This is a genomic window from Roseomonas sp. CCTCC AB2023176 (genome assembly GCF_042259275.1).
Lineage (GTDB): Bacteria > Pseudomonadota > Alphaproteobacteria > Acetobacterales > Acetobacteraceae > Roseomonas.
Genome location: NZ_CP170086.1, coordinates 4,884,002 through 4,896,464 on the forward strand (window position 1 = coordinate 4,884,002; position 12,463 = coordinate 4,896,464).

Below are 12,463 nucleotides of genomic sequence, written 5' to 3' on the forward strand. Positions count from 1 at the left end.
GGCCGTTTTCGTGTCCGCGGGTTTCCGGAACCATGATAAGCAGCGTACTGTGCCGGGACTCCGCACGCCGAGAGTCCCCGTCGTGTTCTCATGGGCGTTCCCCTGGTGGCGGCTGCGTTCTCCGGCCTGGCGTCTAGCGGCTTGGCGGTGACGGAGGAGGAGCAAAGGGGTCCTGAGCGCGCCGGCCAAGGCGGGCTGCCACGAGCGAAGCGGGCCCGGCCGAGCGGCATGACGCTGGCGCGACATGACGAGCGCTGTTCGAGGAAGGCCCGTGCTGGACGGCGGTCCGGCAGGAAGCCTCACGCTGGAGGGACGGCTTGAACGGAGCTTCCTGAACACCCAATCATTATCCTGAACGTCTGTTCAGGTTGCGCCGATGACAACGCCCCTCGCCGCCCGGGTCTCCCGCTTCAAGCAGGATCACATCCTCGATGCGGCGGTCACTGTCTTCGCCCGCAAGGGGTTCCGGGCCGCCTCCATGCGCGACGTCGCTGCCGCGGCGGGCGTGGCGGCCGGCTCGATCTACAACCACTTCGACAACAAGGCGGCGCTGCTTCTTGCGATCTTCGACCGGCTGGCAGAACGGGCGGTGGAGGCCGCGCCACCCGCGCCGCTTGCCGGCGGCCGCGACCTTCTCGTCGAGGTCATCCGCCGGCCCCTGGTCGCCATGACGGAGGAGGCGACCGAGCTCTTCCGCGTTCTTCTCGCCGAGGTCCTGGTGGATCCGGACCTTGCCGAGGAGTTCCGCCGCCGCGTCCTCGGGCCGATGCTTGAAGCCGGCGGGGAGGTGCTGGCGCAGCGCCTGCCCGAGCGCCTCCGCGCCACGGGCCCGCGGCTCGTCTCGGCGATCGTCCTCGGCCTGCTCCTGCAGCGCCTCCTCGACCGGGACGCGCCGCTGCCCCCGGCGGAGGAACTCGCCGACGCTCTCCTCGCGGGTCTGCAAGGGGGTACGCCGTGAGCGTGGCCCGCCTCGCCCCGGCGTCGTTCGCCGCGGTGGACATCACCTCCGCAGCCTTCAAGGCGGATCCCTTCCCCTTCTACGCCCGCCTCCGGGCGGAGGCACCGGTCCACCCGGTCACGCTGCGCTTTGCGCGCAGGGAGCAGCGGGCGTGGCTCGTGACTCGCTACGACGACGTGCTCGGGGTCCTGAAGGCGCCGGGCACCTTCACGAAGGATGCCGGCGCCGCGATGACGCCGGAGCAGGCGAGGACCGCGCCCATACTGCGGCTGCCCGGCCCGTTCCGCGTCCTACAGCAGGGCCTCCTCAGCCTGGACGGCGAGCGCCACGCACGGCTGCGCGCGCTCGTCCACAAGGCCTTCGCGGCGCGGCAGGTCGAGCGGATGCGGGAGACCGCGGAGGCGGTGACGGAGGAGACCCTCGACCGCCTGCTGCCGCGCGGAGGCTTCGACGTCGTCGGCGACTTCGCCCTGCCCGTCGCGCTGCGCGTCATCGGCCGCATCCTCGGCGTCCCGGACGAGGATCACGCGCGGTTCAGCGCCTGGACCCGCGCCTTGGTCGGCCTCGGCGAGCGGCATCCGCTTTTCGTCGCGCCGACGGTCCTGCGATTCCTCTGGTACATGCGCCGCCTCGTCCGCCGCCGGAGCGCTGAGCCGCGCGACGACCTCATCTCCGCCCTCGTCGTGGCGCGGGAGGCGGACGACCGGCTGTCGGAGGACGAGGTCCTCGCGATGATCTTCCTCCTCCTCTCGGCCGGGCACGAGACGACGGTGAACCTCATCGGCAGCGGGACGCTCGCGCTGCTGAACCATCCGTCGGAGCTCGCGCGGTGGCGCGGCGACGCCGCGCTCGGCCGCAGCGCCGTGGAGGAACTTCTCCGCTTCGTCGTGCCCGCCGAGACGGCGACCGAGCGCTACGCGAGGGAGGACACGCAGGTCGCGGGGACCCGCATCCCGCGCGGCGAGCTCGTGCTCGCGGTGCTCGCCTCCGCCAACCGCGATGCCGCGCGGTTTAGCGAACCGGACCGTCTGGACCTGGCGCGGGCTGACAACCGGCACCTCGCCTTCGGCCAGGGCGTGCATGCCTGCATCGGCGCCTCGCTCACGCGGCTGGAGGCGGGCGTCGCCTTCGCCGCGCTGCTGCGCCGCGCGCCCGACCTCCGCCTCGCGCGGCCGCCGGGGGAACTGCGCTGGCGGTCCAGCTTCATCCTCCGCGGGCTTGAGGCGCTGCCGGTCCGGTCGTGACGTAGGGTCGCCCGGTCTCGCCCCGTGCTGCGATCCTTCAAGACGCTCTGCTCATGCGTCCCATATCGCCCCGGCACGACGGCCCGGAGGACGACATGACAGGGGAGGTCACGGTGAATGGCCGAGCGGCGCCGGTACGCTGGACTGGTCGGACGAGCGGCTGCTGTCTCCCTGCGCTTGCACCTCCGCCCCGGGGGTATGCGCTTAGGCTGCGAGGTCGGGGTGACCGGCCGCATGGCCCGTGTCCGCGCGTTGCAGTTAAGGCCATGGCATCGTCCTGATCGCCGGGCAGGCGTGATCCGAGCCCCGACGCGCGGCAGCGACGCGGCGTCCCGTGCCTGGGCTGGCACCCGCGCGGACGGATGGGTCAGGTCCGACTGCCTCGGCCAGCGGTTGAACCATGGTCCTTCCGCAGTCGTTACCCATGTCCTCGCACGCCGTACACGACGCGGGCAGACCAGGAGCCGGACATGACGGACCAGAATGGAAGGAAGCCGTACGCCGGACCCGCAGGCGGATGGGGTTCTCTCCGCTCGGTCGAGGGCATCCTTCTCCGCGAGGATCGGCTCGCAAGCGGGAATGCGACGCTGCTGAAGCAGAACAAGCCCGACGGTTATTCCTGCGTGTCGTGTTCCTGGGCCAAGCCCGATCCCGACGAACTGCGGAGGTTCGAGTACTGCGAGAACGGGGCGAAGGCGACGGCGTGGGAGATCACGCGCAAGCGCCGGGAGGCCGCATTCTTCGAGAGCCACACGATCTCCGAACTCCTCAGCTGGTCCGACCATGACCTCGAGGCGGGGGGACGGCTGCTGCATCCGATGCGGCTCGACCGCGCCCGGGACCGGTGGGTCCGCGTGTCCTGGGACGAGGCGTTCCGCGAGATCGGCGCGGAACTGCGTCGCATGGACCCGAAGGCGACGGTGTTCTACGCCTCCGGGCGTGCCTCGCTCGAGACGTCCTACATGTGGGGTCTCTTCGCGCGGCTCTACGGGCACAACAACCTGCCCGATTCCTCCAACATGTGCCACGAGAGCACGTCCGTCGCGCTGCCCGAGGCGATCGGCGCGCCCGTCGGCACGGTCACGCTACGTGACTTCCATCAGGCCGAGTGCATCCTGAGCTTCGGCCAGAATGTCGGCGTCAACGCGCCGCGGATGCTGCACCCGCTGCAGGAAGCCGCGAAGCGCGGGGTCCCGATCGTCTCCTTCAACCCACTCCGCGAGCGGGGCTGGGAACGCTTCACCAACCCTCAGAACCCGATCGAAATGCTGACCGGCGCGGAAACCCGGATCTCGGAGCAGTACCACCAAGTCCGCGCGGGTGGCGATATCGCCGCCATCCTGGGCCTGTCGAAGGCGCTGATCGAAGGCGACGATGCGGCCCGCGCGGCGGGTCGCGAACCGTGGCTCGACCACCGCTTCATCGCGGAGCACACGCACGGCTTCGAGGACTACGTCGCCTGCGCCCGCGCCGCCGACTGGCCCGATCTGGAGAGGCGATCGGGCTTGGCGCGCGAGGCGCTGGGAAGGGCGGCGGCCACCTACGCGCGGGCCCGCACGGCGATTGCCATCTACGGCATGGGCCTGACGCAGCACCGGGCGGGCGTGGAGAACGTGCGCATGCTCGTCAACCTGCTGCTGCTTCGCGGGAACTTCGGCAAGCCGGGCTCGGGCATCCTGCCCGTGCGGGGCCATTCGAACGTCCAGGGCCAGCGCACCGTCGGCGTCACGGAGAAGCCGGAACTCGTGCCGCTCGACCGCCTTGCGGAGCAATACGGCTTCGAGCCGCCGCGGGACACCGGCATGAACACGGTCGAAGCCTGCGAGGCCATCCTTGCCGGGCGGGTCACGGCCTTTCTCGGCCTCGGCGGCAACTTCATCCGCGCCATCCCGGAAACGGCCGCGATGGAGGCGGCTTGGCCCCGGATCCGGCTGACGGTGCAGGTCGCGACGAAACTGAACCGCAACCACCTGATCAACGGGGAGGTCGCCTTCCTCCTCCCCTGTCTCGGGCGCCTGGAAGTGGACCAACAGGCAAGCGGCCCGCAGGCGGTGACCTGCGAGGACACGATGACGAAGATCCACCCGAGCCGCGGCCAGGTCGCGCCCGCCGGGCCGCACCTACTCTCCGAGCCGGCCATCGTCGCCGGGATCGCGAAGGCCGCACTGCCCGTGAACCCCCGGGTGCCGTGGGACGAATGGGTGGCGGATTACGGCCGCATCCGCGACGCGATCGAGGCGACCTATCCGCACATCTTCAACGACTTCAACACGCGGGTCTTCGCCGGCGGCTTCCATCGCCCGCTCCCCGTCCGGCAGCGCGAATGGAATACGCCGAACGGGAAAGCGAACTTCCACCTCCCCACCTCGCTGCGGGAGGATCGCGACGTGCCGACCGACCTCGAACGGCCCGACGTCCTGCAGCTCATCACGCTCCGATCCAATGACCAGTTCAACACGACGGTCTATGGCTACGAGGATCGGTTCCGCGGCATCTCCGGGACGAGGATGGTCCTGCTGATGAACCGCGACGACGCCGCGCGCTTCGGGCTTGCCGATGGTGCGACCGTGGGGATGACCACCGCGGTCGATGACGGCGTTCACCGGCGGGTGGATGGCTTCCGCGTCGTCCACTACGACATTCCGCCGGGCTGCTGCGCCGCCTACTTCCCCGAATGCAACCCGCTCATCCCGCTGTGGCACCACGCGGAGCGGAGCAAGGTGCCCGCTGCGAAGTCGGTCCCCGTTCACCTGCATCCCGTCGCATGACCGCCGCCCTCGTATCCTCGCCGCGCGTGGCGGTGGCGAACGCCTCGCCCTCCGTCGGTACCCGCGTGCTGGCGGAGGAGGTCGCGGTTGCCCTGTCCTATGACGGGGCGAGCCATGCCGTGATGATGGCAAGCCCTTCCGACCTGGAAGACTTCGCCCTCGGCTTCTCGCTGTCCGAGGGCATCGTCACCGCGCCGGGCGCGATCACGGACACCGAAATCGTGGAGCGGGGCGACCTCGGGATCGAGGTGCGGATGCGCCTCGCCGAAGCCGCCGGAGCAACGCTCCTGCGACGTCGCCGCATGATGGCCGGACCTGTGGGATGCGGCCTGTGCGGGATCGAGTCCCTGCGGGAGGCCACGCGTCCTGCCGACCGTGTCACCGCGCCCTTGCGGCTCCGGCCCGGGGCAGTCAGCGCGGCGATGCGGGCGCTGGAAGCGGAGCAGGTGTTGAACCGCGACGCGCGCGCGCTGCACGCGGCCGCGTTCTGGACGCTGGCGGACGGGCTCGTCGCAATCCGCGAGGACGTTGGGCGCCACAACGCGCTGGATAAGCTTGCGGGCGCCCTCGCTCGCGCGAGGGTGGACGGGGGGACCGGCGTCGTCGTGCTGACAAGCCGCGTCTCCGTCGAGATGGTGCAGAAGGCCGCACGCATCGGCGCGCCCGTTCTCGCCGCGGTCTCCGCCCCGACCGCGCTCGCGATCCGTACCGCCGACGCCTGCGGAATCACGCTCGTCGCGCTCGTTCGCGGCGACGGCTTCGAGGTGTTCTCGCATCCCACGCGCGTGGTCGGCGGGTGAACGAAGCCGATCTCAGCGCCCTGCGACGCGTGGAAGGCGTCTTGCCAAAAGGATCGGGCGCCCTCTCGGGTATCGGCCGACGTCGCGGAGGGTGGCAGCGACGATCGGCAGTCGGATCTCGCGGTCGCGCCGCGGGCATGGAACTGTCGCGGCCTTTGTCCTCCAAACGTGGCTTCAGCGGGAAGAAGCAGGCATAGTTGGAGGCCGGCGCGTCAGGTTTCCGCTCACGCGTCGCGCCTCACCGCCGCGGACGCGACCGAAAACCTGGGCCTCGACGTCCACCATGATCGCCGTAGCACATACCCTGGTTGGACCGGACACTGAAGAAGGTCGGCCCGCGCAGGTCCATTCACTACGTCAGCGGGCCATCCCCGGCGCATCGGCGTCGAGGGGACCGAATCAGGCTGATGACGACGTCGTCGCTCCGACCAACGGCGTCGTCCTCCTCCCCTCTGCCCAGTGACCAGCGGCGCCGTTCACGAACTCGGCGCAGCGGCTTCCCATCATCATCGCCGGTGCGTTGGTGTTGCCCGCATTGATGTCCGGCATAGCGGAGAGATCGCAGACCCGCAGGCCCTCCAAGCCCCGCACCTGCAGCCTGGAATCGAGCACAGCCAACGGGTCACCCGGTGGACCCATGCGGCAGGTTCCGGCCGGGTGGTAGTTCGTCTTCACAAAGCGCTTGCAGTGGCGCAGGAGCGCCTCGTCCGACAGATCGGCCGGATCCGGTACGGCGAGCGACGCGATCCGTTCCTGCAACGGGCTGGACTTGAAAGCACGAAGGAAGAAACGCTGCCCCTCCAGCATCGAGCGTACGTCGGCCGGGTGCTGCAGCAGGTTCGGCGAGACGAGCGGCATCGCGTCGGGATCCGCTGAGCGCAGGCGCACAAAGCCCCGCGACTTCGGCTTGATGACGACCGTCGTCACCGTTACGCCGTAGGTGTCCTTCACCAGGGTCAGCGTGTCGCGGTCCAGGTAGACGATCGGCACGCAGAAGGCCTGGATCGTCGGCTCCGCCGTTGGATCGGACGGATTGACGAAAGCTCCGGCCTCAACGCCGGCGGAAAGGATACGTCCTGTCCCGAACAGGCGAAAATGCAGGCCGTTCAGGAGCATCCGCCAGCCCGCGCCCTGCTTGTGGTAGCCGTACTTCCCGTTCGCCACGGCGATGATGGGCACCTCCGGGTGATCCACCAGGTTCTCGCCGACGCCGGGCAGGTCGATCAGGACGTCGATTCCGTGCTCCCTCAGCTGATCCGCAGGTCCGATTCCCGAGAGCATGAGGAGCTGCGGTGTGACGAGCGATCCGGCGCCGAGGATCACCTCACCGTCGGCCGCGGCCTGGTGCTCGGTCCCGGCCGCATCACGCCATGCCACGCCGACGGCCCGCCCGTTCGCCACCACCACCCGCCGCACCCGAGCATTCAGCCGCAGGGTGAGATTCGGGTTCCCCTCCAGCGCCGCGATGAAGGCGTAGGCCGCGCTGCTGCGCCGTCCCCGGCGGTTCATGAACTGGTAGAACCCGACTCCGCGCTGCGACGGGCCGTTGAAGTCGTGGTTGTAGGGCTCGCCAAGCCCCTGCACCGCCTGGACGAACCAGCGCGACATGTCGTCGATATGCCCTGGATCGGAAACGAGGAGCGGCCCGTCCGCCCCGTGCAGGGCGTCGTTCAGGCGGTCATTTCCCTCCATGCCGCGGAAATGCGGGAGGACGTCGCGCCAGCCCCAGCCCGGATAGTCGTTGTCGCCCCGCAGGAGATCGTGCCAGCCCTCGTAGTCCGAAGGACGTCCGCGCATGTAGACCTGTGCGTTGACGGAGGATCCGCCGCCCAGGACGTTCGCCTGGGGAATGTCATGCACGCGCCCATCCAGGTGCGGCTGCGGTACCGTCTGGTGGTAGCGCATGTACTTGCTGCCGTTGATCATCTTGAAGATGCCCGGTGGCATGTCGAGCAGCGGGTGGCGATGGGAATGCCCGCCTTCCAGCAACAGAACGCGGTGGCCCGCGGCCACGAGCCGTGCGGCGGCAACGCAGCCCGATGAGCCCCCGCCAACGACGATGTGGTCGTAGCGCGGGATCATGCGCGGATCCGCTCGAGCCCAGCCCAGTCGAAGGTGATGCCGTGGCCGGGGTGTTCCGGCGCGATCGCGAAGCCCTCCTCAATCCGCAGCGGGTCGGCGATGTAGCTGTCCAGGCCGAAGCCATGCGCCTCAAGGAAGGAGCGGTTGGGGCACGCGGCGAGCAGGTGCACGGTCACGTCATGCGCCCCGTGCGAGGTCACGGGGAGGTTCCAGGCCTCCGCGAGGTGCGCGATCTTCATGAAGGCCGTAACGCCGCCGCAGTTCGTGACGTCGGGCTCCGGATAGGTCACGCCTTCCGAGGCGATGAGGTTCTTGAAGTCCCACAGGGTGCGGAGGTTCTCTCCCGCGGCGATCGGCAGGCCGCCGTCGCGCACGACCCGTGCATGGCCGCCGAGATCGTCCGGGCTGATCGGCTCCTCCAGCCAGGTGAGGTCGTGGGGCTGGAAGGCGCGGGCGGCGCGGATCGCCTGGTCCACGGTCCACTTCATGTTGGCGTCTACCATGAGGGGCAACTCCGCCCCGAGGTGTTCCCGCATGGCGGCGACGCGCTGGACGTCCTCGTCCAGGCGCTTTCGCCCGACCTTCATCTTGATTGCGCGGAAGCCCTTGGCCAGGTTGGCGTCTGTCTGCGCCAGCAGCTCGTCCAGCGGCAGCAGCAGGTCGATGCCGCCCGCATAGCACGGCACCTTCGGGTCGAAGCCGCCGAGGAGCCTCCACAGCGGGAGGTTGGCGCGCCGCGCCTTCAGGTCCCACAACGCGATGTCGAAGGCCGAAAGTGCGAGCACGGTCGGCCCGCCGCGGCCGCCATAGTGCAGGTCCCACCAGCAGCGGTGCCAGAGCCGTTCGATCGCGTCGGCGTCCTCGCCGGCGGCGATCTCGGCGATCTCTCGCGTCAGCACCGCGTCCACCGCGGCGCCGTTGCGGCCGACGGTGAAGCTGTATCCGACGCCCTCCGCGCCGTCCGCGTCGCGCACGCGCACCGTATTCAGCTCGAAGTCGCGCATCTCGCCGTGGGTGCTGTCGGTCAGCAGCGTGGGCAGCGGAACGCGGTAGAAGCCGATCTGGAGGGAGGCGATGCGCGCCATGGTTCCGGGTCTTTCAGCGTGTGGCCGGGGCACCGCGGGCTGCCAGGAGCCGGGCCTGGAGCACCACGACGAGGAGGAGGAAGAGGCCGCGGATCACCGACTGCCAGTAGACGGACAGGCTGATCGTGCCGAGGCCGTTCTCGAAGTTCAGGATGTTGAAGATGAGGCCAAGGAGGAGCACGCCAGCGAGTGTGCCGCCGATCGACCCGATCCCCCCGGTGAGCAGCGTGCCGCCGACGACGGTCGCAGCGATCGCGAAGAGCTCCCACCCCGCGCCCTCGATCGGCTGGCCCGCGCCGAACTGCGCGGCGAGCAGCACGCCCGAGAGACCGGCGAGGCCGCCGCTCATGAGGTAGACGAGGAAGAAGGTGCGGCCGACGGGCAGGCCCATGAGCCGCGCCGCATCTTCGTTGCCGCCGACGGCGAGCACTGTCCGTCCAAAGGCAGTTAAGTTTAACAGCACGGCACCGACGACGTAGGCGAGGAGACCGATCCAGCCGGGGACGGGGAAGCCGAAGATGTCGCCCTGGCCGAGCTCCACGAAGCCGCTGTCGTAGGAGACGGCGACGCTCTCGTTGCCGGCCAGCAGCAGCGCGGTGCCGCCTGCGCCGAGCATCGTCGCGAGGGTGACGACGAAGGGCGCGAGCCCGACGCGCGTCACCAGCGCGCCGTTCAGCGCGCCGACCGCCAGCCCCGCCCCGACCCCGCCGAGCATGGCGGGCACTGGGCCAGCGGCGGAGAGCAGCGCCGATACGACGCTGCCGAGCGCCGCGACCGCGCCGACCGAGAGGTCGATCCCGCCCGTGCAGATGACGAAGCACATGCCCAGGGCAACGAGCGCGAAGAGGGCGTTGTAGCGGAGCAGGGTCGCAACGTTGAACCAGCCGAGGAAGTGCTCGTACCGCAGCGCGCCGAAGACGATGAGCGCGAGAAGCGCGAGGAAGACGGCATGGGAGCCGAGCCGCCGCGCCATCAGCCACGCCCAGCCCGTTGCAGCCAGACCGCAAGGAGGATCACCCCCGCCTTCACGACGAGCGCCGCCGCGTCCGGTACGCCGTTGGCCAGCAGCGTGAAGCGCAGCAGCCCGATGATGAGCGCCCCGAGAAGCGTACCGAGGACCGTCGCGCGCCCCCAGCCAGCAGCGTCCCCCCGACCGCGACGGCCGCGATGGCGTCAAGCTCCATCCCCAGCCCGACGAGGTTGGCGTCCGAGGAGGAGTTGATGGCGATGACGACGAGGCCCGCGAGGCCCGCCAGCGCACCGCTGATCGCGTAGACCAGCCGCTTCACCTGCCCGACCGGCACGCCGGAGAGCCGCGCGGCCCGCTCGTTCCCGCCGATGGCGAGGATCTGCCGCCCGAGGACGGCGCGGCGCAGCAGCAGTGCCGCCGCACCGACAGCCAGGAGCATGATCCAAACCTGCACGGGCACGCCGAGAAGCCGCCCGAGGCCGATGGCCTGGAACTGCGGCACGCGGAACTCCTGCAGGTTACCACCCGTCATGACCTGCGCGACCCCGCGCCCCGCGATGAAGAGGACGAGGGTCGCGACGATCGGCTGGATGGCGAAGCGCGTGACGAGCAGGCCGTTGCACCACCCGAGAGCCGCGGTGACCAGCACTGGCAGGACCATGGCGAGCACGACGCCGGCCAGCGGGTGCGGCATCGGCACGACGTGCCCGAGGAAGATCAGCGGCGCCAGGGCGCCGGCGATCGCCATGAGCGAGCCGACCGAGAGGTCGATTCCCCCTGTCGCGATCACGAGCGTCATGCCGACCGCGACGATGACGATCGGCGCGACCTGGGTGAGGTTCACCTCCAGCGTCTGCCAGGACGCGAAATGCGGCGTGACCGCGAGGTTGATCGCGAGGAGCAGGAGAAAGGCGATCAGCGCCCCCCAGCGCGCGAGCAGCCGCCGCAGGTCGCGCGGGCGCGTCGGAACCGCGGTGGGGGCGGGGGCGGCAAGCTCAGACAAGGCCCGTCCCTTCCGCCAGCGCCACCTCGTGCGGCCCCTGCGCCATGGCGGCGAGGACGGCGGCTTCGGTGAGATCGGGGCCCGATAGTTCCGCGACCGTGCGGCCATCGCGCATGACGTAGGCACGGTCGGCGCCACCCACGACTTCCTCGACCTCGGAGGAGATCATGAGAACGGCCAGGCCCTCCTCGGCAAGGGAGCGGATCAGCGCGGCAATCTCGGCCTTGGCCCCGACGTCGATGCCCCGCGTCGGCTCGTCGAGGATCAGCAGCCGCGGTTCCGTGCAGAGCCAGCGGGCCAGCAGCACCTTCTGCTGGTTGCCGCCGGATAGTTCCCTGATCGGCTGGTCCGGGCTGGCGCAGCGCACGCCGAGGCGGCGGATCAGGCGATCCACCACCTCGCGCTGCCGCGCCTCGTCCACCAGGCCGGCGCGGGTGAGGCGCGGCAGCAGGGCGAGGGTCAGGTTCTCGCGCACCGACATTTCGGGAACGATGCTCTCGACCTTGCGGTCTTCGGAGAGGAAACCGATGCCGGCGCGGATCGCGTCGCGCGGGCTTTCCGGCGCGAAATCCCGGCCGCTGAAGCGCATCCGCCCGGCGGTCGCGACGTCGCCATCCGCGGCAAAGGCGACGCGGGCCGTCTCCGACCGGCCCGCGCCGAGCAGGCCGGCGAGACCGACGATCTCGCCCCGCGCGACGCGGAGCGACGCGCCCCGGACGCGCGGCGGGGCGTGCAGGCCCTCGATCGCCAGCACCTCCTCGGCCGCGGGGCGCGATGCGGCGCGGTACGTCGCCGGCGCCACCGCCACGCCCTCGCGGCCCAGCATCTCGGAGACGAGCTCAAGGCGCGAGATGGACGGCATCAGCGCTGCCCGGACCGTCCGACCGTCGCGCATGACCGTCACCGCGTCGCAGACCGCGTAGAGCTCGTCCAGCTTGTGGCTGACGAGGACGACGGAGACGCCGTCGGCTTTCAACCCGCGGATCACGCCGAACAGCACCTCGACCTCCCGGTCGTCGAGGGAGGAGGTCGGCTCGTCCATCACCATCAGGCGGGCGTGGAAGCCGAGCGCGCGGGCGATCGCGACCATCTGCTGCACGGCCGTCGTGTAGTCCGCGAGCGGCCGCCGCACGTCGACGTCGAGACCGAGGCGCGCCACGGCTGCCCGCGCCTCCCGGTGCATCGCCGGCCAATCGAGCAGGCCGAAGCGCCGCCGCTCCCGCCCCAGCAGGATGTTCTCGGTGACGGAGCGGTAGCCCACCAGGTTGATTTCCTGGTGGATCGTGCTGATCCCCCGCGCCTGCGCCTCCTGCGGCGTGCGCGCCTCGAAGGGTGCGCCATCGAAAAGCACCTCGCCGCCGTCACGGCGGTGGTAGCCCGTCAGGATCTTGATGAGCGTGGACTTGCCCGCGCCGTTCTGGCCGATGAGGCCGCGCACCTCGCCACGCCCGACCTCCAGGCTCGCTCCCGAAAGGGCAGGCACGCCGGCGAAGCGCTTCTCGACGCCGCGCATTGCCAGCAGCGGCCCGGGATCGGTCATGACCACGCCTTCC

The 12,463-nt window shown here is 70.3% G+C and carries 9 protein-coding genes; 4 read left to right on the plus strand and 5 right to left on the minus strand.

What is annotated here, in order from left to right; all coding sequences use genetic code 11:
- Positions 1-376 precede the first annotated feature (376 nt).
- From ACE7GA_RS24515 to fdhD, 4 genes are all read left to right on the plus strand, one after another.
- Complete coding sequence (locus ACE7GA_RS24515) at positions 377-958, plus strand: TetR/AcrR family transcriptional regulator (RefSeq protein WP_376092885.1); 582 nt, start codon at positions 377-379, stop codon at positions 956-958.
- Positions 955-2,202, plus strand: coding sequence for a cytochrome P450 (locus ACE7GA_RS24520; protein ID WP_376092888.1), 1,248 nt, complete (start codon positions 955-957; stop codon positions 2,200-2,202). The genes ACE7GA_RS24515 and ACE7GA_RS24520 overlap by 4 nt, the downstream gene beginning before the upstream one ends.
- A gap of 470 nt (positions 2,203-2,672) precedes the next feature.
- Positions 2,673-4,970, plus strand: coding sequence for an FdhF/YdeP family oxidoreductase (locus ACE7GA_RS24525; protein WP_376092891.1), 2,298 nt, complete (start codon positions 2,673-2,675; stop codon positions 4,968-4,970).
- The gene (gene fdhD, locus ACE7GA_RS24530) at positions 4,967-5,770 is read left to right on the plus strand and encodes a formate dehydrogenase accessory sulfurtransferase FdhD (protein ID WP_376092894.1); all 804 of its coding nucleotides are present in this window, start codon (positions 4,967-4,969) and stop codon (positions 5,768-5,770) included. Before ACE7GA_RS24525 ends, fdhD begins: the two co-directional genes overlap by 4 nt.
- Before the next feature lie 399 nt (positions 5,771-6,169).
- Here the strand turns inward: fdhD and ACE7GA_RS24535 are convergent, their stop codons facing one another.
- From ACE7GA_RS24535 to ACE7GA_RS24555, 5 genes are read right to left on the minus strand one after another with little or no spacing between them, the layout of a single operon-like run.
- Complete coding sequence (locus ACE7GA_RS24535; RefSeq protein ID WP_376092897.1) at positions 6,170-7,852, minus strand: GMC family oxidoreductase; 1,683 nt, start codon at positions 7,850-7,852, stop codon at positions 6,170-6,172.
- Positions 7,849-8,937 carry a mandelate racemase/muconate lactonizing enzyme family protein gene (locus tag ACE7GA_RS24540; RefSeq protein ID WP_376092900.1) on the minus strand — a complete coding sequence of 363 codons (1,089 nt, stop codon included), beginning with the start codon at positions 8,935-8,937 and terminating at the stop codon, positions 7,849-7,851. The genes ACE7GA_RS24535 and ACE7GA_RS24540 overlap by 4 nt, the downstream gene beginning before the upstream one ends.
- Before the next feature lie 13 nt (positions 8,938-8,950).
- Positions 8,951-9,910: an ABC transporter permease gene (locus ACE7GA_RS24545; protein WP_376092903.1), complete on the minus strand. Its 960-nt coding sequence runs from the start codon at positions 9,908-9,910 to the stop codon at positions 8,951-8,953.
- Positions 9,911-9,962: 52 nt separating this feature from the next.
- Entirely contained in the window at positions 9,963-10,910 is a 948-nt protein-coding gene (locus tag ACE7GA_RS24550) for an ABC transporter permease (protein WP_376092906.1), read from the minus strand.
- Positions 10,903-12,450, minus strand: coding sequence for a sugar ABC transporter ATP-binding protein (locus ACE7GA_RS24555; protein ID WP_376092909.1), 1,548 nt, complete (start codon positions 12,448-12,450; stop codon positions 10,903-10,905). The genes ACE7GA_RS24550 and ACE7GA_RS24555 overlap by 8 nt, the downstream gene beginning before the upstream one ends.
- Positions 12,451-12,463 lie beyond the last annotated feature (13 nt).

Coding starts and splice junctions, on each gene's coding strand:
- ACE7GA_RS24540 (WP_376092900.1), bottom strand. CDS start 8,937: ATGGCGCGCATCGCCTCCCTCCAGATCGGCTTCTACCGCGTTCCGCTG.
- fdhD (WP_376092894.1), top strand. CDS start 4,967: ATGACCGCCGCCCTCGTATCCTCGCCGCGCGTGGCGGTGGCGAACGCC.
- ACE7GA_RS24555 (WP_376092909.1), bottom strand. CDS start 12,450: ATGACCGATCCCGGGCCGCTGCTGGCAATGCGCGGCGTCGAGAAGCGC.
- ACE7GA_RS24525 (WP_376092891.1), top strand. CDS start 2,673: ATGACGGACCAGAATGGAAGGAAGCCGTACGCCGGACCCGCAGGCGGA.
- ACE7GA_RS24535 (WP_376092897.1), bottom strand. CDS start 7,852: ATGATCCCGCGCTACGACCACATCGTCGTTGGCGGGGGCTCATCGGGC.
- ACE7GA_RS24545 (WP_376092903.1), bottom strand. CDS start 9,910: ATGGCGCGGCGGCTCGGCTCCCATGCCGTCTTCCTCGCGCTTCTCGCG.
- ACE7GA_RS24515 (WP_376092885.1), top strand. CDS start 377: ATGACAACGCCCCTCGCCGCCCGGGTCTCCCGCTTCAAGCAGGATCAC.